At 63.0% G+C, this 22,571-nt stretch carries 22 protein-coding genes; 6 read left to right on the top strand and 16 right to left on the bottom strand.

Annotated elements, in window-relative coordinates:
• Nucleotides 1–12: 12 nt before the first annotated feature.
• The 10 genes from mdcH to JTY93_RS25485 all read right to left on the bottom strand — a co-directional run bounded on the left by mdcH (nt 13) and on the right by JTY93_RS25485 (nt 7,942).
• Entirely contained in the window at nt 13–918 is a 906-nt protein-coding gene (gene mdcH / locus JTY93_RS25440; RefSeq protein ID WP_205476010.1) for a malonate decarboxylase subunit epsilon, read from the bottom strand.
• The gene (locus tag JTY93_RS25445) at nt 915–1,511 is read right to left on the bottom strand and encodes a malonate decarboxylase holo-ACP synthase (RefSeq protein ID WP_205476009.1); all 597 of its coding nucleotides are present in this window, start codon (nt 1,509–1,511) and stop codon (nt 915–917) included. The genes mdcH and JTY93_RS25445 overlap by 4 nt, the downstream gene beginning before the upstream one ends.
• Entirely contained in the window at nt 1,505–2,284 is a 780-nt protein-coding gene (gene mdcE / locus JTY93_RS25450) for a biotin-independent malonate decarboxylase subunit gamma (RefSeq protein ID WP_205476008.1), read from the bottom strand. Before mdcE ends, JTY93_RS25445 begins: the two co-directional genes overlap by 7 nt.
• Entirely contained in the window at nt 2,281–3,123 is an 843-nt protein-coding gene (locus tag JTY93_RS25455) for a biotin-independent malonate decarboxylase subunit beta (protein ID WP_205476007.1), read from the bottom strand. Before JTY93_RS25455 ends, mdcE begins: the two co-directional genes overlap by 4 nt.
• Nucleotides 3,116–3,415: a malonate decarboxylase subunit delta gene (locus JTY93_RS25460; protein WP_032858772.1), complete on the bottom strand. Its 300-nt coding sequence runs from the start codon at nt 3,413–3,415 to the stop codon at nt 3,116–3,118. Before JTY93_RS25460 ends, JTY93_RS25455 begins: the two co-directional genes overlap by 8 nt.
• Nucleotides 3,415–4,272 carry a triphosphoribosyl-dephospho-CoA synthase gene (locus tag JTY93_RS25465; RefSeq protein ID WP_205518958.1) on the bottom strand — a complete coding sequence of 286 codons (858 nt, stop codon included), beginning with the start codon at nt 4,270–4,272 and terminating at the stop codon, nt 3,415–3,417. Before JTY93_RS25465 ends, JTY93_RS25460 begins: the two co-directional genes overlap by 1 nt.
• Nucleotides 4,273–5,943: a malonate decarboxylase subunit alpha gene (mdcA, locus tag JTY93_RS25470; RefSeq protein ID WP_205476005.1), complete on the bottom strand. Its 1,671-nt coding sequence runs from the start codon at nt 5,941–5,943 to the stop codon at nt 4,273–4,275. It lies immediately after the preceding gene.
• A 201-nt stretch (nt 5,944–6,144) separates the two neighbouring features.
• Nucleotides 6,145–6,786 carry a hypothetical protein gene (locus tag JTY93_RS25475; RefSeq protein ID WP_205476004.1) on the bottom strand — a complete coding sequence of 214 codons (642 nt, stop codon included), beginning with the start codon at nt 6,784–6,786 and terminating at the stop codon, nt 6,145–6,147.
• A gap of 132 nt (nt 6,787–6,918) precedes the next feature.
• Nucleotides 6,919–7,350, bottom strand: coding sequence for a hypothetical protein (locus tag JTY93_RS25480; RefSeq protein ID WP_205476003.1), 432 nt, complete (start codon nt 7,348–7,350; stop codon nt 6,919–6,921).
• On the bottom strand, nt 7,313–7,942 hold the full coding sequence (locus JTY93_RS25485) for a nucleotidyltransferase domain-containing protein (protein WP_205476002.1): 630 nt from the start codon (nt 7,940–7,942) through the stop codon (nt 7,313–7,315). The genes JTY93_RS25480 and JTY93_RS25485 overlap by 38 nt, the downstream gene beginning before the upstream one ends.
• Before the next feature lie 371 nt (nt 7,943–8,313).
• Here JTY93_RS25485 and JTY93_RS25490 point away from each other — a divergent pair, with 371 nt between their 5' ends.
• Nucleotides 8,314–8,601, top strand: a complete 288-nt coding sequence (locus tag JTY93_RS25490) for a HigA family addiction module antitoxin (protein ID WP_205476001.1) — start codon at nt 8,314–8,316, stop codon at nt 8,599–8,601.
• Between the two features lie 141 nt (nt 8,602–8,742).
• Here the strand turns inward: JTY93_RS25490 and JTY93_RS25495 are convergent, their stop codons facing one another.
• The 6 genes from JTY93_RS25495 to pilG all read right to left on the bottom strand — a co-directional run bounded on the left by JTY93_RS25495 (nt 8,743) and on the right by pilG (nt 18,613).
• The gene (locus JTY93_RS25495) at nt 8,743–9,198 is read right to left on the bottom strand and encodes a chemotaxis protein CheW (RefSeq protein ID WP_205476000.1); all 456 of its coding nucleotides are present in this window, start codon (nt 9,196–9,198) and stop codon (nt 8,743–8,745) included.
• A complete protein-coding gene (locus JTY93_RS25500; protein ID WP_205475999.1) occupies nt 9,191–15,040 on the bottom strand; it encodes an Hpt domain-containing protein in 5,850 nt (1,949 codons plus the stop codon). The genes JTY93_RS25495 and JTY93_RS25500 overlap by 8 nt, the downstream gene beginning before the upstream one ends.
• A gap of 158 nt (nt 15,041–15,198) precedes the next feature.
• Complete coding sequence (locus JTY93_RS25505) at nt 15,199–17,250, bottom strand: methyl-accepting chemotaxis protein (protein WP_205475998.1); 2,052 nt, start codon at nt 17,248–17,250, stop codon at nt 15,199–15,201.
• Complete coding sequence (locus JTY93_RS25510; RefSeq protein ID WP_205475997.1) at nt 17,247–17,783, bottom strand: chemotaxis protein CheW; 537 nt, start codon at nt 17,781–17,783, stop codon at nt 17,247–17,249. The genes JTY93_RS25505 and JTY93_RS25510 overlap by 4 nt, the downstream gene beginning before the upstream one ends.
• Before the next feature lie 12 nt (nt 17,784–17,795).
• Nucleotides 17,796–18,161: a response regulator gene (pilH, locus tag JTY93_RS25515; protein WP_205475996.1), complete on the bottom strand. Its 366-nt coding sequence runs from the start codon at nt 18,159–18,161 to the stop codon at nt 17,796–17,798.
• Between the two features lie 44 nt (nt 18,162–18,205).
• Nucleotides 18,206–18,613: a twitching motility response regulator PilG gene (gene pilG, locus JTY93_RS25520; RefSeq protein WP_032858786.1), complete on the bottom strand. Its 408-nt coding sequence runs from the start codon at nt 18,611–18,613 to the stop codon at nt 18,206–18,208.
• Nucleotides 18,614–18,852: 239 nt separating this feature from the next.
• Between pilG and gshB the strand changes: the two genes are divergently transcribed.
• The 5 genes from gshB (at nt 18,853) to pyrR (ending at nt 22,569) form a co-directional block, all read left to right on the top strand.
• A complete protein-coding gene (gene gshB, locus JTY93_RS25525) occupies nt 18,853–19,806 on the top strand; it encodes a glutathione synthase (RefSeq protein ID WP_029300457.1) in 954 nt (317 codons plus the stop codon).
• Between the two features lie 77 nt (nt 19,807–19,883).
• Complete coding sequence (locus tag JTY93_RS25530; RefSeq protein ID WP_169991419.1) at nt 19,884–20,783, top strand: energy transducer TonB; 900 nt, start codon at nt 19,884–19,886, stop codon at nt 20,781–20,783.
• Nucleotides 20,784–20,973: 190 nt separating this feature from the next.
• Complete coding sequence (locus JTY93_RS25535; protein ID WP_205475995.1) at nt 20,974–21,543, top strand: YqgE/AlgH family protein; 570 nt, start codon at nt 20,974–20,976, stop codon at nt 21,541–21,543.
• Nucleotides 21,543–21,980: a Holliday junction resolvase RuvX gene (gene ruvX / locus JTY93_RS25540; RefSeq protein ID WP_005792259.1), complete on the top strand. Its 438-nt coding sequence runs from the start codon at nt 21,543–21,545 to the stop codon at nt 21,978–21,980. Before JTY93_RS25535 ends, ruvX begins: the two co-directional genes overlap by 1 nt.
• A gap of 82 nt (nt 21,981–22,062) precedes the next feature.
• Nucleotides 22,063–22,569 carry a bifunctional pyr operon transcriptional regulator/uracil phosphoribosyltransferase PyrR gene (gene pyrR, locus JTY93_RS25545; RefSeq protein ID WP_029300467.1) on the top strand — a complete coding sequence of 169 codons (507 nt, stop codon included), beginning with the start codon at nt 22,063–22,065 and terminating at the stop codon, nt 22,567–22,569.
• The last annotated feature ends 2 nt before the right edge of the window (nt 22,570–22,571 follow it).

The following is a 22,571-nucleotide window of genomic DNA, read 5'->3' on the forward strand; positions in this document are numbered from 1 at the left end:
CAAGGTCATGCTTTATCGGTGATGGCGGCCCTCCTGTTCCAGCAAGGCCTGCAAGGTGTCCAGGCGCGCACCTTCGAAGGCGATCACGGTGCCCTGTTCAAACACCCGCCGTGCCAGGCCGGTAAGCACCGCGCCGGGAGGCAGTTCGATCTGCAGGCGCACGCCACGCTCATAGGCGCTTTGCACGGTGCCGCGCCAATCGACGACACGGCACATGTTGAAGGCCAGGTCGTCGCGCAACTGTGCGGGATCGCGAATCGGCCGCGCCCGGGTGCTGCTCAGGTAGGTGATGGCCGGCGCCTTGAGCGTGACCTTGGCGAACGCCTCGGCCAGCGTTTGCGCAGGCGTATCCAGCAACGCGCAATGGGACGGCACGCTGACGGCCAGGCGCTTGGCCACGCCCTGGCCTTTGACGCGATCCGCGACCCGTTGCATAGCTGAGTCGCTGCCGGCAATCACGCACTGGTTGTCGGCATTGATATTGGCCAGGTACACCGGTGAATCGGGGCCGTGGATCTCGGCCAGCACATGTTCGACGGTGGATAACTCCACACCGATCAGCGCGGTCATGCCGTAGCCCTGTGGATAAGCGCACTGCATCAGCTCACCGCGCAGGCTGACCAGGCGCAGTGCATCGGCAAACCCCAGGGCGCCGGCGATCACCGCCGCCGGGTAAGCGCCGATGGACAGGCCCGCCACGTAGTCCGGCGTGTGCTGCAACTGACGAGCGTGGGCCACGCCTGCAATCAGCAAGCACAGTTGCACGGCGCGGGTACTGGCCAGGGCCTGTGCCGAATCGAGCTGGCGCACGTCTTGCGCCAAGGCCTCGCTGGCTTCGTCGAGGACGCTGACGGGCAACTGCTGGAGCATGCCCGGGCGCTGGGCGCCTTGCCCTGGGAACACCAAAAGGCTGCTCATGCCACCGCCTGCCAAGGGTCGCTGACCAGGTGCGCGCCGCTGGCGCTTTTCAGCAGCACCCGCGGCGATGGGCCGGCCCATTCGCGCAAGGCCACCGCGCCATACGGCGTTTGCAGTTGCAGGTCCACGGCACACGGCGCGGTGTCCAGCAGCGCCAGCAGATCCTTGGCATCGCCGCGATCAAGAGGCTCGAAAGTGCGCAACAACAAATCCAGATCGCTCTGGGCATGCAGCGCTTCAATGCCGGTGGCCAATTCGAAACCCGCGCTGCCAGTCACGCCCCACACCTCTTGCGCCAGCACCGGCCGCAATTGATCGAGGGCGCGCAACGCCGGCAGATCCCGAGGCGAGATCACCCCGCGCAGCGCTTCCGGGACGACTCGTCGTTGTACCGCTGCTACGGGCATCAATGCGCCAAAGCGCTGCTCACGCTGACGCCCGCGCACACCCACCGCCACATAGCCAGGTTCGGCCAGCGCCCGGCGCACCACCACCGGCTGCCCGGCACCGATCACCGCCAGTACCCAGTCCGGTGCATCAACAGGCAGGTGCGCCGGAGTCATGCCCCAGAGCAAGTCGTGAGCGTTCACCATTGCTCCCGCAGCAGCTCGCGTACATGGCTGGACGCCGCACGGTTGGCGGCGCCCAGGCGCCCGCGCAAATCCCGCACGCCACTGTTCTGTACGTCCTTGATCGCCTGCACCAGGCAATCACTGACCCGCGCCAGATCGTCGGCCGTCGGTTGTTCAATCTGGCTGACCGTCAGGGTTTCCCAGAGCAGACCGAGGCTGGCATAGCTGTCGATGTCATAGGCCATGGGCGGCACGCTGGCGGCCAGGGCTTCCAATTCTTCGACGCTGCGCAGGGTCACCCGCGCCGCCGAGGCCTTGCCCATGGCGTGCACCATCACCCCAGGGTCGCGCAGGGCAATCAGGCGATTGGCTTGGTAGCCATGGGCAAGAAACGCCCCGGACATGGCCTTGCCCACCAGCAACCCGATCACCGGGTGCCCGGCCAGGCGCGCACGGGCATAACTGTCCGCCGCCGCCGCCAGGGCTTGATGAATTCCCAACGCTTCTTCGCGGCGGCCATAGGCCTGGCTCGGCACGTCGACAATGGCAATGATCGGGCGCTGATCGCCCCTGGCGATGGCTTCATCCACCGCCTTGGCCAAGCCCCAACCTTCCAGCAGACCGACCTCGCCCTGGCGTGCGCGGGGGAAGCGGTTGGCAGCATCCGGCACCACCGCGATAAACCTTACGGCCTGCTCGCCGAGCACGCCATCGGCCACTTTCAACGAAGCCGGTAAACCCGCCACCGGCGCCGCATCCGCGCTCAATGCGTTGAACCACTGCAAGCCTCTCATGGGCGTTCTCCCTGATACAGGTCACGAACCGTGGCCGGCTCGATCTGCGGTACGGCGTCCAGCGCAGCCAGGCGCGCCAGGTAATAATCGGCCTGGCGGCTGCGTTGCGCGGCCGGCAAACCTTGCTGCAACAGTTCACTGATCTGCTGGCGGATCTGCGCCACATCGTCCGCCACATAACGGTCGGCCAAGCCGCTGTTGAAGCGCTGCTCGCCACCGGTCAGGCTCCAGATAAAGGGCCGATCACGGGAGTCGTATTCTTCAAGGCCAGCTTCCTGCTCGATCACTTGCGGGCCGTTCAGGCCCAGGCGTGCCTCGCGGGTCACCAGCAGGTAGCTGCACAGGCCAGCGGCAATCGACATGCCGCCAAAGCAGCCAACGCTGCCGGCCACCACGCCGATCACTGGCTGGTACTGGCGCAGGTCGACAATCGCCGCGTGGATATCGGCAATTGCCGCCAGCCCCAAGTTGGCCTCCTGCAAGCGCACACCGCCGGTTTCCAGCAGCAGCACCGCACGCGTCGGGACGCCGTTGCGGTTGTCCTCGGCGGCCAGTTCCAGGGCCCCGGCGATTTTTGCCCCGCCCACTTCACCGAGGCTGCCGCCCTGGAAGTTGCCCTCGATGGCGGCGATCACCAGCGGCAGGCCGTCGAGAGTGCCCTTGGCGATCACCACGCCATCGTCGGCCTGGGGGACCACGCCCTGGCGGCTCAGCCACGGCGACATTACGCGCTGGAACGGGTCGATCAGTTCCCGATAGCTGCCGGCATCCAGTAACGCCTTGGCCCGCTGGCGGGCGCCGAGCTCGACGAAGCTGTGTCGGTTGAGTAAGTCAGTCATGGCCAAGCTCCTCGAAACCTTGCTCCAGGCGCAAGCGCACCACGCCGGGGGTGGCGCCAAAATCGTGGATCTGAATGTTCAAGGCCGGCGGTGTCTGTTCCTGGAAAAGCCGCTGGAACAGATGCTGCCAACGTTGCTCGGCGCCGTTGACCGAGGTTTGCACCTGGATGTTCAAGGTGCCCGCCGTGCCCGGCTCCAGCAGCACTTCAAGGTCGCCGGAACCGACGCAACCCACCAGCGCACGGCCTTTGGGCGGCTGCCCGGCAGGGAATTCAAAGGATAGGGTTTCCATCAAAACGCTCCGTCGCAAGACTCGATGCGGTCGATAAACAAGCAGGCGGCCAACAGGTCGGCGGCGCCACCGGGGGAGGCATTGAGTGCCAGCAGTTGTTGGTCCAATTCATTCAGACGACGGCGCCCGGCCAGGCTCGCGCTGCCGCCTGCGTCCAGTACGGCCTGGGCCCCCAGTTGCATGGCCTGCAGGCCATTGGTGCCGGCGCGGTAGAGCACGCAGGTATCGGCCAATTGGGTCATGATCGCCAGCAGCGCATCGAGGCGTGCGTTCTGCTCGCCGTGTTGTTGCGCGCGGCTTGCGTGCAGTTGCGGCAGGCCCCGTTGCAGCACCGAGGGGAAGCCCAGTTGCGCTTCTTCGCGGGCGCCGCGTGCGCCGTAGCGTTGGGCGACTTGTACGCCATGGCTCAACGGTTGCGGCGCATAGCGGTCGTTGAGCAAGGCCAGGCGCGCGGCGCGCAGGCTAACGGCACTGGCGTTGCGGGAGGTGGGATCCAGCGCGGTGGCAGCCACCAGCAGGCCGAGGGCCCAGATCGCGCCGCGATGGGTGTTCACGCCTTGGGTGGTGATCAGCATCGCTTGCTCACCCTCGCGCCCGATACGACCCAGGGCTTCGCGCAGTGGCAGGCCGACTTCACCTAACTCGATCGCCGCCTCGGCCATTTCCTTGAACGCCGGCCACAGGGACAGTGCCGAGGCATGCATCAAACCCAGGTGCAGATCGTTGTGGGCGCCGTTGCCGCGCCGGTCCACCAGCGCCGGTTTGGGCGACAGGTCCGCTTCGTCGATCAGCGCGTCGACCGCCAGGTCCGCCAGTTGCTCGGCCAGGGTCAGTGTGTGCAGTTTGAGTGCGTGCATTTACCAGCTCCTGAACTTGGCGGGCGGGTTGTACAGGCCACCGGACCAGTCCACCAGGTCGGCCACGCTTTTGGCCGCCAGCAGTTCGCGGGTCGCGTCGGTGCGGCGGATGCCGAGGTCTTCGGGCAAGGCGATCAGGCCTTCACGGCGCATGCGTGCGGTGTCCTTGGGGTTGTGGCGCAGGCCGATGGCGGTCACCCCGGCCACCGCAGCGATCATCGCCTGGCGTTCTTCCAGGGAGCGCGCCTTGTACAGGTAGGCGATGCCTTCTTCGGTGAGCAAGTGGGTCACGTCGTCGCCGTAGATCATGATCGGCGCCAGGGGCATGCCGCTTTTGCGCGCCACTTCCACCGCATCCAGGGTTTCGACGAAGGTCGGTTTGCCGCCCTCCTGGAAGGTCTCGACCATCTGCACCACCAGCTTCTTGCCGCGCTCCAGCAGGGCTTCGGGGGCATCGTCGTGGCGCATATCGAGCCAGGCCGGGGTGCCGTGGCGGCGCCCGCGCGGGTCGTGGCCCATGTTCGGCGCGCCACCAAACCCGGCCAGCCGGCCACGGGTCACGGTGGAGGAATGACCGTCGCCATCTACCTGCAAGGTGGCGCCGATAAACAGGTCCACCGCGTATTGGCCGGCCAGTTGGCAGAACATGCGGTTGGAGCGCAACGAGCCGTCGCGGCCGGTGAAGAACACATCCGGGCGGGCGGCGATGTAGTGTTCCATGCCCAACTCGGTACCAAAGCAATGCACGCTCTCGACCCAGCCACTTTCGATGGCGGGAATCAGCGTCGGGTGCGGGTTGAGGGTCCAGTTGCGGCAGATTTTGCCTTTGAGGCCCAGGGACTCGCCGTAGGTCGGCAGGATCAGTTCGATGGCGGCGGTGTTGAAACCAATGCCATGGTTCAGCGACTGCACGTTGTGTTTTTCGTAGATGCCACGGATCGCCATCATCGCCATCAACACATGCACCGGCTTGATATGCCGGGGGTCGCGGGTGAACAGCGGTTCGATATAGAAGGGCTTGTCGGCCACCACTACAAAATCCACCCAACTGGCCGGGATGTCTACGCGGGGCAAGTCGCTGACGTCGTCCACCAACTGGTTGACCTGGACGATGACGATGCCATCGCTGAAGGCCGCCGGTTCGATCAGCGCCGGGGTGTCTTCGGTACTGGGGCCGGTGTAGATATTGCCGGCGCGGTCGGCCATGAAGCCGGCGGACAGCACCACGTTGGGGATCAGGTCGACAACCAGCCGTGCATACAATTCGATGTAGGTGTGGATCGCGCCGACTTCCAGCAGGCCGTCTTCGAGCAACTGGCTGATGCGCAGGGATTGGGTGCCGGCGAAGGAAAAGTCGAGCTTGCGCGCGATGCCCTTTTCAAACAGGTCCAGGTGCTCGGAGCGCCCGACGCTGGGCATGATCATGTGCAAGTCATGGAGCACTGCCGGATCGGCCTTGGCCAGGGAGCGCGAGAGAAAGTCGGCCTGCTTCTGGTTATTGCCCTCCAGCACCACACGGTCGCCGGGCAGGATCAGGGCTTGCAGGGCCTCGACGATCCTGTCGCTGGGCAGCACGGCCCCGTCGGCAAACGCCTGGACCAGCCCGAGGCGCCGCTGCTTCTCGTCGCGGCGCCGCGTCCAGCGCGAGTCGGGGGTTATTGTTGTTGTCATGATCGCTCCACGGGTTCGCTGTCGTGGGGCTCACCATAGGAGTGAATCGGGGGGGTATCAATCAAGCTCGGCGGCGAACCGTTACGGCTGGAGTAACGATCCCCCTGTAGGAGCGAGCTTGCTCGCGAAAAACGTCAACGCTAACGCAGCGCTATCAGGTAACGCGCGGCGCCTATGCGTCCTTCGCGAGCAAGCTCGCTCCTACAACCATTCCAGGCGCTGGCGCCACACGGTCCAGCCCATGGCGATGCCTGCCACAGTATGAAATCCCAGCACCGCCGCCAGGCTCCAGCTCACCAGCCCCCCAATCGCCTGCACATACACCGGCAGCAGAAACAGCAATAGCCCAAACAACAGGCCCACGCCCCACTGCTCCCACTTCATTAACCGACGCAGGTAGGAAATGAACGCGCAACCCATCGCCGCGACCAGGAACACCAGCAACAGGCCCGACACCGTATGCCCCGTCACCACAGGCCAGTCGAAGAACCACAAGAGCAGGCAGAGCGCAGACAAGACGAGTGAGCACATGAGGATAAACACCAACAGGTATTCAAAGACCGTCAGGCCCCAGCCGCGGATGAAGTTGCGGGTCTTTTGGATCTCGGCCTTGCTCGGCCCTTTCGAGATAGCCACCGCCAGCAGGCCCGAGCCCAGGCCTCCCAGGGTCATGACTACAAAGTTGGTCACAACCCCTTTGATTTCTTTGCCGGTGGCGCTGAGCGTCAGCAGTTCCAGGTACCCCAGAATCAACACCGCACCTACGGTCGTGATCCCGAATCCCAAGAGCTTGCCGCGCCTGGTCGGGTATTTCATCGTCACGCTGGCGGTGATTACCAGCACCACAAGCCACATTATGAAAGCGAAGGTAAACGGGTTGAGGTTATACAGCCGGGCAAATACGTCGAATAGCCACATTGTGTCGTTGCTTCCACCGAAAGACTCCTAGGGTTATCGGCGGGTTTACGTGGGGCTTTATCCGAGAAAGCATTTGAGCTGCGCATCCACATCACTCAACAACGCTTGTGTACTGTCGATAAGTTGCTTTAGCAGCGCCTCATCCTCATCCATATACCCTTCGTATTCCGCCAGGTTTCGCCGCTCATGACACAACGCAAACAGTCGAACCTGAACCTTTGTGGTATCGGTGGTATGAGTCAGGCATTGGAAGACCAGATAGCGCTTGTCAGAGCGGTAACCTTGCAAGCGCAAGGCAGTCAGTGCGATGGCATGGGCGGCGTTGTAAGCCAGGTCAAAGCGACTCGAAAAGGATAACTGCGCAGTACCCGCGTCCCTTAACCGATCCTTGCCCGAGCGCATCAAACCTTCACATTCCGTGCAATCCGGCGGCTCGGCCTTCAAGCCACCACTACGGAGCAGATTCTCCAGATTGGTTTTGCTGTCCATCCTTGGACTCCACGGGGTTCACCCCAATGAGATTGATCTTGTCTTGCTCCGCGACCCGCCGCACAAAACTGTTCCCGGCAGTCCATTTGCCAATCCAGTCCTCAGGGGTGTAGAGCGTTGGGTTGATGGTGCGGCCCAATTGTTCTTCCAGCGGCATGAGCTGCGCCATGACTTCACTGTAGTCGAGGCTTTCACCGATCAGCATCAGATCTATGTCACTGGATGAGTGCGCCTGCCCCTTGGCAATCGAGCCGTAGATAAAGGCCCAGATCAACTGCTTGGCGAATGGCGCCAATGCGTTGCGCAGAGGTTCATCCAGGCTCAGGGTCTTACGCACGATGCTCAGCAACTCAGCGTAAATCGGGCATTGCGGGTTGGCTTGGTAGTGGGTCTGGTTGCCCTGACGGGTCATGCTCAGGACACCCGCTCGTTGCAGACGCTCCAGCTCACGGGTCAGGCTGCCCTTGCCCACTTGGGCCCAGCGGGCTATTTCATTGGTAAAAAAGCTCTGCTCAGGTTTGCCAAAAAGCAGGCCCAGGACTTTTTGCTGGGTCACGGTAAACAGGGCTGTGCTGAGGGGCAGGGTTTGCATGGCGACGACCAAAGAGTCCCAAAAAGGGAACGATAGGTCCCTTTTTGGGACCGATCAAGTTTTACGCAGCGGCCGCTGGCGATATCTGCTCCAGCGAGTACTCGATCAGCAGTTGGCCCCGTTCGACCATTTGTGGGATGGCGCGAAAATTTCGCGGGAAAAATCTGAAGACTGCATCCCCATCAATCATTCCTACAACCTTTTAGGGTTGTTGCTCGGATGCCACCTCACTAGCCTTTTGGATTTGAATCATCTCACCTGCAGAACATCATGAATCTGACCCTAAACCCGATACAAGGCCATTGCAGAGCCTGATGTATCACGTCACAACCCATCCATGATCGTCAGCTGGAAACACAAGGGGCACGCACATGGGTATGCACAACCCACCACATCCCGGCGAAATCCTGCTTGAGGATGTGATGCCCAGCCTGGGCATCACCATTACCGAAATGGCCCGGCGGCTCGGCTTTGCCAGGGAAACATTCTCCAGGATCCTGCATGGTCACGCGCCAGTCAGCCCGGACCTTGCCGTGAGGCTGGAGCGGGCAGGTATCAGCAAAGCGCGGTTATGGTTGTCGATGCAAAGTACCGACGATCGTTGGCAAGCAGAGCACCGTGAACAACCGGTCATTGAGCGTTTTGCGCAGATTGAGTAAGGCTTGGCGCCAAGCACAATCCAATGTGGGAGCTGGCTTGCCTGCGATGCAGACGCTTTGGTGTGTCAGTTAAACCGAGGGGATGCTATCGCAGGCAAGCCAGCTCCCACCTTTGATCTCCATTGGCCGCCGAGATTTTGTTCAGGCCAGGCCAGCCTCGACCAGCAGCGCTTCCAATTTCAACAGGTCCGGCACTTTCGCCACCTGCTCGCCGACCTGTACCGCCGCCAGTTCCAGCAGCGACAGAGGTACGTCCACATAACTCAACTGGCTATCGAGCTTGTAAGAGCGGGGAATGCCCTGGATCACCAGCGCAATAAACTTCAATGTGGGCCGCCCGCCCAGGGCGTTGAGCACCACAATCCGCGCGCGTTCGCTGACAACACTGGCGCCACCGCACGCCGCTTCAAAGCTGATCAGCGGCAGGTGCTGGTCACGCCAGGTCACTTGGCGCAGGTACCACGGCGGCGCGTCGCTGGCCGGTTCGCCGCGCTGGAAGTCGATCAGCTCGGCCACCGCGACGTTGGGCAGCAACAGGTGGCGGTCGGCCAGGGGCAGTAGCAAGCCGGTGAGTTGACTGGTGCGGTGGTCAAGCATGTTTCGGGCTCCAGTAGGCGATGCTTTCGAGCAACACCGACTCTTGATAGGGCTTGCCGAGGTAGTCGTTGACGCCAATCGCCATGGCCCGGTCGCGGTGTTTCTGGCCGGTGCGGGAGGTGATCATGATGATCGGCAGGCGCTTGAGTCGCGGATCGTTGCGCACCTGGATCGCCACTTCAAAGCCATCCATGCGCGGCATTTCGATATCCAGCAACATCAGGTCCGGGGTGTGTTCTTCGAGCAAGGCGATGGCGTCGATGCCGTCCTTGGCGGTCAGCACGTTCATGCCATTGCGCTCCAGCAGACGGCTGGTGACTTTGCGCACGGTCACCGAGTCATCCACCACCAGCACCAGCAAGCGCTGTTTTTTCTGCGGCTCGTTGACTGCCAGCACACTGTCTGCCGCCTGGGCCGGCAAGGCTGGGGCCAGGGCGCGGATATGCGCCAGCAGGTCGATGATCAACACCACCCGGCCATCGCCCAGGATGGTCGCCCCGGACAATCCTTGCACCGCCGCAAACTGCGGCCCCAGGCCTTTGACCACGATTTCCCGGGTGCCGGCCATGTCGTCCACCTGCACCGCAATATGCCGCTCGTTGCACTGCATCAGCAGCACCGGCAGCGGCTGGTTTTGCCCCAGCAACTTGGGACGAGCCACGGTGTGCAGCAACTCGCCCAGGTAATACAACTCGTAGCGCTGGCCCGCGTATTCATACACCGGCGGATCCAGTTGGTAGTGCCCCTCCAGCTCATTGGGCAATACACGCACCAGGCCCTGGATGGTGTTCAACGGAATCGCGTATTGGTCCTCCGCACACTGCACCATCAACGCTCGGTTGACCGACACGGTAAACGGCAGGCGAATGCGAAAATGCACGCCCAGCCCCGGCGTGGAGTCGATCACCATGCTGCCACCCAGCTGGCGCACTTCTTCGTGCACCACGTCCATGCCCACGCCACGCCCGGAAATCTGGGTGATTTTTTCGGCGGTGGAGAACCCTGGCTGCAAGATGAACTGCAACACGTCGCGGTCGCTGATCTCCATATCCGGGTCCAGCAGGCCCCGCTTGATCGCCTTGCGCCGCACCGCATCCAGTGGCACACCGGCGCCGTCGTCGCGCATATCGAAGATGATGTCGCCGCCTTCGTGGCTCAGGTCCAGGGTGATCCGGCCCTTCTCCGGCTTACCCGCCAACAGCCGCGCATCCCGCGACTCCAGGCCATGGTCAACGGCGTTGCGCAGCATATGCTCCAGGGGCGCGGCCATGCGTTCCAGCACGTTGCGGTCCATCTCGCCCTCGGCATTGCCGACGACGAATTCCACATCCTTGCCCAACTCACCGGCCACTTGCCGCACGATGCGCTTGAGGCGCGGCAGCATGCGCTCGAACGGCACCATGCGCGTGCGCATCAGGCCTTCTTGCAGTTCGGTGTTGATCCGCGCCTGTTGCTGCAACAGGTTCTGCGCGTCCTGGTTACGCTGGTCGAGGGTTTCCTTGAGGTCCAGCAAGTCCGAGGCCGACTCGGACAACGCACGGGACAATTGTTGCAACTGGGAATGGCGATCCATTTCCAGCGGGTCGAACTCTTCGTAGCCCAGGCGCTCGGTTTCGGCGTGCTGGCGACTGACGAGCCGCCCCTGGGTCTCGGTTTCGAGGCGACGCAGTTGGTCACGCATGCGCTCGATGGTGGTTTGCACCTCGGTAAGGGCGCTGCGGGCGTCGTTGACCTGCTGCTCGATACGCCCCCGGAAAATCGAGGTTTCACCGGCGAGGTTGACCAGATCATCCAGCAGCTCGGCGGATATTTTCACCATGTCCGCGCCCGGCTCGCTGGCCGCCGGCGCTTCGGGTTTGCCGGTGGGCATCGCGACCGGGGCAACCTGGGTTTCGGTGGGCTGGACCAGGCTCTTGATGCGTTCGATCAGACGCTCTACCGAGCCGACCGGCAACCCCGCCGCCACCGCCTCGACCATCTGTGCCAGGCGGTCATGGCAGCCTTGCAACAACGCAAACAGCTCAGCCGTGGGCGCCAGCAGGCCCGCCGAAAGGCCTTCGTAGAGAAACTCCAGTTCGTGGGCCAGGTCGCCGATCGGCCCAATTTCGACCATGCGCGCACCGCCCTTGAGGGTATGCAGGTCGCGCAGCAGGGTCTCGACCTCCTGGCGGTTCTGCGGCTCGGCCTGCCAACGCAACAGCGCCGCGCCGGAGCTGTCGAGGATATCGGCCGCTTCTTCGAGGAAGATATCCAGCAGTTCGGGATCGCTGCCTGCACCCTGCGCCTCAGGCGCTACGGGCACAGTTACTGGCGCCGCGTTCTGGCGCACATCGCGCAAACGGTTGATCAAGGCGCTGGAATCACTCAACGGTTGCTGCTCTTGCAACTGCTCCAGTTGCAAGGCCAGGTGTTCATGGCTGTCCATCAACACTTGGGCCATTTCACCGGAGTAACTGTAGCGCCGGTCCACCAACCCTTCGTAAAGGCTTTCCAGTTCCTGGGCCAGATCGCCCACCGGGCCGATTTCGGCCATGCGCGCGCCGCCGCGCAGGGTGTGCAGGTCACGTTGCAGGGACGACAGCGGTGCCACGCCGTCGGGTTCCAGCAACCAGCGCTTGAGGGACTGCCCGGCGCTGTCGAGGATATCGACCGCTTCTTCAAGGAAGATCTCGACGATCTCATCGTCCACCGCCCAGTCTTGTTGCAACTGTGTGGTGGCCGCGCCCAATTCGGCAATGCTCAGGGCGCGACTGCCATCGCTTTTGATCAGGCCGGTGGCGCTGGGATCGAGCCCTTCATCGAGTAGCTCGCGCAAGGCTTTCATGCGTGCCGGCGCCGGGCTGACTTCCTGGCCGGCGGCCAGTTGGTCGAGCATGTTGATCAGCGCTTCATGGGCCAGTTCGGCCTCATGGAAAAACCGCTCGCTGACGGCCAGGCTGCTCTCTTCCACCGCGCCATACAGGTCGAGCAACGCTTCGCACAGCTCATCCATCGGGTGCAGGTCGGCCAGGTGCGCGCCCTCGCCCAGGGTGGTCAACTCGTCCAGCAGCGCACTGAGCTCCTGGCGCTCGCCAGGGTGTTGTTGCCAGCGCCGCAAGAGGCTTTCGACGTCGAGCAGGATATCCATGCCCTGGGCCAGGAAGTTGCTGATCAACTGGGGGTCGCGCTTGATCCGCAGGCCCTCGCTCGGGGCGTTGAGGAAGGCTTCGAGCTGGCTGTCGAGACGCGCCTGGGTGCGCTCGATCAAGGACTGCGCGCCGTCGATGGGGGCCAGCGGATTACTGTCCAACTGGCGCAAGCCGCGCTGGAACAGGGCTTCGCCCTCCAGCAGCAGGTCGATTTCATCCAGGTCCAGCGCCAGGCGATGGGCCTTGTACTCGCGGGTCAGGTGGTCCAGCGGCCGCGCCAGTTCGGCGATGGGCAAGACCCCCGCCATGTAGGCACTGCCCTTGAGGGTATGCAGGGCACGTTGCAACTCATCGCTGACGGGCAGCGGCATCTGTTCGGTGGCCTGGTGCAAAAACCGATTGAGGCTGTCCAAGTGGCTCAACGCTTCGTTGCGGAAGATCTCCAGCAGCAGCGGGTCGAGCGCGCTGTCATCCTGCTCCACGGCTGGCGGTAACGGCGCGCCACTGGCCAGGGCATGGGCACGTGCGGCAAGCAGGTCGACATCATCGCGCTGGCGCTGGGCGTCGGCGGCAAATTCGGCGATCAAGGTCGGCAACAGCAACAGCACGTCATCGAGCACGACCTGGACCTCGGCGCCCGGCGCGACCACCCGTTCCAGCACGCGGTTAAGCAGGTTTTCCACGGCCCACGCCAGTTCCGCCAACACCAGGGCACGCACCATGCGCCCGCTGCCCTTGAGGGTATGGAACGCGCGGCGCATGTCGCTCAGGGTGCTCTTGTCTTCGAGGCTGGCGGCGCCTTGGGGTATCAGGCGCTGCAGCACTTCCAGTACTTCGGCGGTTTCTTCCAGGAACACTTCGCGCAGTTCGTCGTCCACCGACTCTTCGTCGGCCGGTGGCGGCAGCAAGCTGCCCGGGCGTTGCAGCGCGGGCGGGTTGAGACGTGGGGTCGGGCTGGCCAGGGCCTGCGCCAAGGTGTTGTCCGTTGATTCTTCGCTCGACGCCGACCGTTCCTGGCGCCAAGCCTGCGGGGATTGCACAGGCGCGTAACCCAGCGCCGCGAGGCCTTCAAAGGCGATGTCCAACACCCGCTCGCCGGGCGCGTCCGGGTCCTGGAGCATGCGCTCCAGGTAGTGCTCCAGGCTGCTGAGCACATCGGCAAAATGCTCGAGCTGCGCGGTGGGCGGCGCAGTGTCCTGAACCATCAACTGCTCGTTCACGTAGTCATTGAAACCACGCATCAGGTTGGCCGCACGGGGCAACGGAATCATCGCCAGGGCGCCGCGCACCTGGGTCAGCAGCTCGGGCAAGGACTCCAGACGCTGTGTGTCCCAGCCTGCATCGAGGCAATCGATGACCAACTCCCGGGCCTGCTTGAGGCACTGGCATGACTCCTTGATCACCAACTGGTGGATCTGGGTCAGGTCGGTGGTGGGCAGGCGGCTGTCTTCACGATTTTGCGGCTCGACGGTGCCCACCATCCCGGCCAGGGTCGCTTCGACATACAACAACGCTCCGGCCACATCCATCAACACGGCATCATTGGGCTCGCGCTGCCCTTGGGCCAGGCCCTGGACCACCGCCAACTGGTCGATGATCACTTTGCGCGGCTGGCCAAAGCCGAGCACCGCCAGGGTGTCGGCGATCTGGCGCAAGGGCGCCAACAAGCTGTCCAGGTCCGCTGTGTGCTGGCGGTCGCTGCGTACAAACAGGTCCAGGCGTTCCTTGACCCGCACCAACTCCTCACACAACGCGCCGAGCACCGAGCCCATGGCATTGCGATCCGGGCCGGCCAGGCGCGCGCGCTCGGCATCGACCACGGTACTGTCGGGCAAGGCTTCATCCAGGCCGTAGCGTTCTTTGAGGCTTTGCATGCGCGGCGTCGGCCGGGTGACTTTGGCGATGTAAAACAGCAGGCTCTTGAGCAGTTGATCCGGCGCCGGGGTGTTGATCCCTTCGATGCCCTGGATCTGCAGGCGCTTGAGTACCTTGTCACAGCTCTTGAGCAGGCTGCGCAGCGCCGGACTATTGGCGATAACGCCGGTGAGCATGCCTTCGGCCAATGCCGAGGTGACTTGCCACAACGCCAGCAACGGCGCGCCGTGGCACAGCGCTTCGAGTTGGGCGAAGACTCGCGCCATGTCTTCCAGGTTGCTGGGGCCATGATCCTCACGCAGCAGCCCGGCCAAACCTTGTTGCAGCATTTGCCGCCACTGCTGCAGTTGCTCGGCAAAATCCGCCGGCGCACGTTGGGCCAGGGCTTCATCCGGCAACGGCGCGATCACCAGCAGTTGCGGGCTGAACAGGCTGGTTTCCGAGAGCAGGCTTTTACCGTGCACGCTGCGCAGGTCGTTGAGCAGCGGCAACACCACCAGAGGCAGGTCGCGCCGCGCGCTGTGCACACGGTCCAGGTACAACGGCAGTTGCCCGAGGGCCTGTTGCAGCAGGCGAATGCCTTCTTCGCGCTGGCTGACATGCCCCGCTTGCAGGGCCAGGGCCAGGTGTTCCATCTCTTCGGCGAGCAGTGCCGCGCCGTAGAACTCGACCATCTGCAGGGCGCCGTGGACCTGGTGAATGCCCGCAAGGCACTGCGCGAGGGCCTGCTCGCTGGCGTCGTCGGCAAAGGCGTCCAGCGCCGCACGGGCCTGCTTCAGGGTTTCGGCGATTTCGCCCTTGACCCATTCGAGGGCGACGTAGTCGTGCCGGTCAACCATAACGACTCCCGTCTGAATGGATGAAGAGTGAACGTTCATGTGGGAGCGGGCTTGCTCGCGAAAGCGCTGGGTCAGTCGGCACATTAGGTGACTGATACACCGCTTTCGCGAGCAAGCCCGCTCCCACATTTAGATTGCGGTGGTTTTGAGGGGGCATTTCATTCATTGGGCTTGCGCACGGGCGGCAAGGTGAAGCCCGATACCGAACGGCGCAACTGGCTGGCCATTTTGGCCAGGTTGCCGATGCTCTCGGCGGTGGCCGTGGAGCCCGATGAGGTCTGGCTGGTGATCTGCTGGATCACGTTCATGGTCAGGGAGATCTGCCCCGCCGACGAGGTTTGCTGCTGCGCGGCGTTGGAGATGCTCTGGATCAGCGCGGCCAGGGTCTTGGACACCCCTTCGATTTCTTCCAGGGCCACTCCGGCATCCTGGGCCAGCCGCGCGCCACGCACCACTTCGGTGGTGGTCTGTTCCATGGAGATCACGGCTTCGTTGGTATCGGTCTGGATCGCCCGCACCAGGTTCTCGATCTGCCGGGTGGCGGCCGACGAGCGTTCGGCCAGGCGTTGCACTTCATCGGCCACCACGGCAAAGCCGCGTCCGGCATCGCCGGCCATGCTTGCCTGGATCGCGGCGTTGAGGGCGAGGATGTTGGTCTGCTCGGCAATGTCGTCGATCAGGCTGACGATATCGCCAATCTCCTGGGATGACTCGCCCAGGCGTTTGATGCGCTTGGCGGTGTCCTGGATCTGTTCGCGAATGTTGTCCATGCCGTGGATGGTGTTGTGCACCACCTCATTGCCTTTGTTGGCGATCTCCACCGAACGTTCAGCCACGGCCGAGGACTCGGCAGCGTTGGCCGACACCTGGTCGATGGATTGGGCCATCTGGTTGATCGCCGTCGAGGCTTCGGCGATCTGCTGGGCCTGGTGTTCCGAGGCCTGGGCCAGGTGCATGGCGGTGGCCTGGGTTTCCTGCACGGCGCCGGCCACTTCACCGGCGGTGAGGTTGATGGTCGCCACCAGGTCGCGTAACTGGTCCACCGAATAGTTGATGGAATCGGCGATGGTGCCGGTGAAGTCTTCGGTCACCGAGGCGGTCACGGTGAGGTCGCCGTCGGCCAGGTCTTCGATTTCGTCCAGCAGGCGCATGATCGCGTTCTGGTTGCGTTCGTTTTTCTCGGCGGTTTCGCGCAGTTGGCGATTGGTTTCGCGCACCATCACCAGGCCGATCAGGATGATTGATGCCAGCGCCAGCAAGCCCAGGACATAGCCGCCGATGGTGTCGAGGGTGCGCCCGCCCGCCAGGTTTTCAAAACCGGTGGCCAGGTGCGAAGCCTCATCGAGTAGGGTTTGCGAGAGGCTGAAGATATTGCTCGCCGAGGCGCGTACCTGGAACAGTTGCGGCGAGGTTTCGAGGATTTCATCCACGGAGCCGGAGACAAACTCGAACAGCTCGGCAATCTCCGCCAGGCGCGCACGGGCGTCCGGGTCTTGCACCTCGCTGATCTTCAGGCCAGCGCTGCCCTGGAGCATACCGGCCAGGACCTGGCCAAAGCGGTTGGCATCGCGGCCAAAGGCGTCGGCGGCCTTGACCGCCGTGTCATCCCCCGCCAGCACCGTGTTGACCGCCCCCAGGATGCGCTCGGCCAACAGCGATTGGCGCTGGGCCACGGCTACCTGGCTGGCGGGTGCGCCGCGCTGCAGCAGGATCTCGACCACCTTTTCCGATTCCAGCTGCAATTGCGGCACGGTTTCGGCCAGGGTCGCCGCCACTTGATGCAGGGACAGCACCGTCTGCTCGCTGGCCAGGATCACGTCGGTGTTCTTCAGCAAGGCTTCCCAGTCATGCTGCACGGCGCGCATTTCGCCACGCACGGCGCTGGGCGCGGCGGGCAGGCCGGTGGCCGGGTCGCCTTTTTTCAGGTAGCCCCAGCGCTGGGCAAAATCATTGCGCGCCTCGCTCAACAGCTTGAACGCGGCAGCCTTGCCGGCCGCGGCCTCGGTGGCATTCTTGGCAATGCGCTGGGACAGCACCCGCAGTTCGCCGGCATGGCCGATGTACTGCTTGTCATAGGTGGACTGGGTGTTGAGGTACGCGAAGTTGGCGAACAGCAGCATGATGAAAATGATCAGCGCAATAAACAGCACGATGATCTGCGAACGGCTACGGGAGGCTTCCTGCGGTTTGACGGGCGTGGCGGTGCTCATGCGGCAACATCCAGAAAGCCCGGGGCCTGGGCCAGGGCGAAAGGGCTGAAGACCTGCCACAGCGGGTCGCCGCTGAACTGGCCTTGGATAAACGCAGCGCTGGCGGCGGGCCCACTGGCGGATACCGGGCGCAGCAGGTCCTGGGCAAAATGCTGCAGGCCGACCACTTCATCCACCAGCAGGCCGACAAAGGTGTCTTCGTGTTCAATCACCAGCACCCGGCGCTGCTTGCGTGCGGCCGACAGCTCATAGCCAAAGAACCCGCACAGGTTGATCACCGGCAGCAAACGCCCGCGCAGGTTGGCCACGCCCCGGACCCAAGGCTTGACCCCGGGCATCAGGGTGCAGCGCGGCTCATGCAGCACTTCGGCGACTTCGCCCATGGGCGCCACATACCAATGCCCGCCCAGGCGAAAGCCGATGCCGCTCCAGCTGTGCGAGCGGGTTTCCTGGGACGGCAGATCAGCGGCCAACAGGCGGCAGCGACGGTCGATGTCCAGCAGCAGCTCAAAGGCGGTTTGCGACTCGGTCATGGGAACGTGCCGTCAGAGTTTGAGCACCTTGTTCAGGACCTCAATCAGTTTGTGTTCTTCCACCGGCTTGGTCAGGTACTCCTTGGCCCCCTGGCGTGCGCCCCAGATCTTGTCGGTTTCCTGGTCCTTGGTGGTGACGATGATGATCGGGATGCCGTTGGTTTCCGGCTCCTTGGACAACTGGCGCGTGGCCTGGAAGCCATTGAGGCCGGGCATGACGATATCCATCAAGACGGCGTCGGGCTTTTCCTGGCGGGCCAGGGCCACGCCATCGGCACCATTTTCGGCCTTGAGGACCTGGTGCCCATGCTTTTCCAGCATGCCGGTCAGTTTGTACATTTCAGTCGGCGAATCGTCGACGATCAGAACGCGTGCCATGGTTTTCCCCACTACATTGGTTGACGCAAGCCCTGGGGGCAGGGTCAATGTGCTTGTTCTACTGCAGCGAAACCCGGCACATAGGCCTTGATCGCACTCAGCAGTTCTTCCTTGCTGAAAGGCTTGGTCAAAAATTGATCGACGCCGACGATGCGCCCCTTGGCCTTGTCGAACAGGCCATCCCTGGACGACAGCATGATCACCGGGATGGCCTTGAACGCCGGGTTGTTCTTGACCAGAGCGCAGGTCTGATAGCCATCCAGGCGCGGCATCATGATGTCAACAAAGATGATGTGCGGGTGATGGTCAACGATTCTGGCCAGGGCATCAAAACCGTCGATGGCCGTGATGACTTCGCACCCTACGTTCTTCAACAGCGTTTCAGCGGTGCGGCGAATCGTTTTCGAATCGTCGATCACCATCACTTTCAAGGCGTTGGAATGCTGTTCCATATCTGCTCTACCATCGCCACAGCGAATCGGTTTTCGGTGTGTACTGCCGGCTACTGCCTGGGACGAGCGCCAAAACCCTTGCCGTGCAAGGGCCGACACACCATGGCAGCCTTTTTAGCACAGACTGGGGAGGCAATCTATCGGCCGACCGGCAAGGTGGTTTTTCCTTGACCCACAACAGCCGCAGCGCCACTCTGACGCCACTTTTATGCGCCCTTATTTGCTAGAGGAAATCCCCCATGAGCGTTCGCGTCGGCATTGTCATGGACCCTATCGCCAGCATTTCCTATAAAAAGGATAGCTCGCTGGCCATGCTGCTGGCCGCCCAGGCCCGCGGCTGGACCCTGTTCTATATGGAACAGCGCGACCTTTACCAGGGTGACGGCGAGGCGCGGGCGCGGATGCGCCCTCTGCAGGTGTTTGCCAACCCTGAAAAGTGGTTCGAACTGCAAGACGAGATCGACAGCCCGCTGAGCGACCTGGACGTGATCCTGATGCGCAAGGATCCGCCGTTCGACATGGAGTTCGTCTACTCCACCTACCTGCTGGAGCAGGCCGAGCGTGCCGGCGTGCTGATCGTCAACAAGCCCCAGAGCCTGCGCGACTGCAACGAGAAGTTGTTCGCCACACTGTTCCCCCAGTGCACGCCGCCCACCGTGGTCAGCCGCCGCGCCGACGTACTGCGTGAATTTGCCGCCAAGCACGGCGATGTGATCCTCAAGCCGCTGGACGGTATGGGCGGCACCTCGATCTTCCGTCACCGCGCAGGCGACCCCAATCTGTCGGTGATCCTTGAGACCCTGACGGCCCTGGGCACCCAGCAGATCATGGGCCAGGCCTACCTGCCGGCGATCAAGGATGGCGACAAGCGCATCCTGATGATCGATGGCGAACCGGTGGATTACTGCCTGGCACGTATCCCGGCAGCCGGCGAGACCCGTGGCAACCTCGCGGCGGGTGGTCGTGGCGAAGCCCGTCCGCTGAGCGACAAAGACCGCTGGATCGCCGCCCAGGTTGGCCCGACCCTGCGGGAGAAAGGCCTGCTGTTCGTAGGACTTGACGTAATTGGTGAGCACCTGACGGAAATCAACGTCACCAGCCCGACCTGTATTCGCGAAATAGACAACGCGTTCGGCACCAATATCGGCGAAATGCTCATGGCAGCCATTGCCGACAAGCTACAAGCCAAGTGACATAGAACAGCCGGAGGTCAGCCAACATTGCGCTATCATGCCCCACCTGTGAAACGCGCGATGTTGGTTTTCCTGTTATGACGCTTCCGTCCGACCTGCCCCCCGAAATCAGCCACAGCGGCGTACGCCCGGCTGATCGGCTCGGATTTACCCTATTTCTGGCAGCGCTGATTCATTTGGCGTTGATCCTCGGCCTGGGCTTCACGTTCGTCGAACCCCAGCAAATCAGCAAGACCCTGGAAATCACCCTCGCCACCTTCAAAAGTGAGAAGAAGCCCGAAAAGGCTGACTTCCTGGCCCAGGACAATCAGCAGGGCAGCGGCACCCTGGATAAAAAGGCAGTGCCCAAGACCACCGAAGTGGCGCCCTTCCAGGACAACAAGATCAATAAGGTCACGCCGCCTCCGGTGGCCAAGCCCGAGGTCAAGCAGGCCGCGCCCAAGGCCGCCGTCGCCACCATTGCGCCAAAACCCCAGAAGGCCGTGACCCAGCGCGAAGCCGTGAAGACCGAACCTGCGCCAAGCAAACCCGCCCCCACATTCGACAGCTCGCAACTTTCCAGCGAAATCTCCAGCCTGGAGGCCGAACTGGCCAACGAACAACAGCTGTATGCCAAGCGCCCGCGCATCTACCGGCTCAACGCCGCCTCGACCATGCGCGACAAAGGCGCCTGGTATAAAGACGAATGGCGCAAGAAGGTCGAACGCATCGGCAACCTGAACTACCCGGACGAGGCCCGTCGCCAGCAGATCTACGGCAACTTGCGCCTGCTGGTGTCGATCAACCGCGACGGCTCTTTATATGAAGTGCTGGTGCTGGAGTCGTCCGGCCAGCCATTGCTGGACCAGGCGGCACAACGCATCGTGCGCCTGGCCGCGCCGTTCGCCCCGTTCACCGGCGACCTGAACGATATCGACCGCCTGGAAATCATCCGCACCTGGCGCTTTGCCAAGGGCGACCGGCTTTCCAGCAACTGATCAGCCCAACGCTGTAGGAGCGAGCTTGCTCGCGAAGAACCTGAGGCCGCCGCATGCATTCTGACTGCCCGCGTTATCGTTGACGATCTTCGCGAGCAAGCTCGCTCCTACAGCCCAAGCAAACCCGCCAACCGATTTCCTACACATCCCCAGCTTGTCAGTTCGCCCCTCCAACGCCACACTAGCGGACATGAAAAATGTCAGCCCGACTTACCTCAAGCACCAATTCCTGATCGCCATGCCCCATATGGCCGACCCGAACTTTGCGCACACCTTGACCTATATCGTCGAGCACACGGCCAATGGCGCCATGGGGCTGGTGGTCAACCGCCCGCAAGACCTGAACCTGGCCGATATCCTTGAGCAACTGCGCCCGGAGATCGATCCACCTGCCAGTTGCCAGGCGGTGCCGATCTATTTCGGTGGCCCGGTGCAGACTGACCGGGGCTTTGTGCTGCACCCCAGCGGCCCGACGTTCCAGGCAACCGTCGACCTCGATGGCGTGTCCTTGTCCACCTCCCAGGACGTGCTGTTTGCCATCGCTGATGGCGCCGGCCCGCAGCAGAGCCTGATCACCCTGGGTTACGCCGGGTGGGAAGCCGGGCAACTGGAAGAAGAGCTGGCCAACAATGCCTGGCTGACGTGCCCCTTCGATGCCGACATTCTGTTCAACACCGCCAGCGAACTGCGCCTCAATGCCGCAGCAGCGCAACTGGGGATCAACCTCAACCTGCTGACCAGCCAGGCGGGGCACGCCTGATGGCCTTGCGACTGATCCTCGGATTTGACTACGGCACCAAGCAGATCGGTGTTGCCGTGGGCCAGGTCATCACCGGCCAGGCCCGCGAGCTGTGTACCTTGAAGGCGCAAAACGGCATACCGGACTGGAATCAGGTCGAAGCCCTGATCAAGGAGTGGAAGCCGGACGCGGTGGTGGTCGGCCTGCCGTTGAACATGGACGGCACCCCCAGCGACATGTGCCTGCGCGCCGAAAAGTTCGCCCGCCGCCTCAACGGCCGCTACAACCTGCCCTTCTATACCCACGATGAACGCCTGACCACCTTTGAGGCCAAGGGTGAGCGGCGCGATCGTGGCGGGCAGAAAGGCAGCTACCGCGACAACCCGGTCGACGCCATTGCCGCCGCCTTGCTGTTGCAGGGTTGGCTGGATGAAAACACCGCTTTATTTGAATCCTGACTGACGCGGCTTGCCGCGTCTTCTTACGTTTGAGCCCGGACTTTGTCAGCGTCACGCTGCCCGAGCCCTTGAAGGAGCCACCATGAGCCTGCCCAATCCCGCCGAACTGATCCGTCAGATGGCGACGAGCCTCACGACCCATCTGCAACACCGCGCCATCAGCGAGCCGCGTTTCATCGGCATCCGTACCGGTGGTGTGTGGGTCGCCCAGGCGTTGCTGCAAGAGCTGGGCAGCGACTCGCCCCTGGGCACCCTGGATGTGTCCTTCTACCGCGATGACTTCAGCCAGAACGGCCTGCACCCGCAAGTGCGCCCGTCTGCGCTGCCCTTTGAAATCGAAGGCCAGCACCTGGTGCTGATTGATGATGTGCTGATGAGCGGCCGCACCATCCGTGCCGCCATGAACGAGCTGTTCGACTACGGCCGCCCGGCCAGCATCACCCTGGTCTGCCTGCTCGACCTCGAAGCTGGCGAACTGCCGATCAGCCCGGATGTGGTGGGTGCCACCCTGTCGCTTTCAGCCCAACAGCGGGTAAAATTGTCCGGTCCCACGCCGCTCGAACTCGAACTGCAAGACCTCGCCCTTTAAAC

Origin of the sequence: Pseudomonas hygromyciniae, from assembly GCF_016925675.1 — a bacterium.
Taxonomy (GTDB): Bacteria; Pseudomonadota; Gammaproteobacteria; order Pseudomonadales; family Pseudomonadaceae; genus Aquipseudomonas; species Aquipseudomonas hygromyciniae.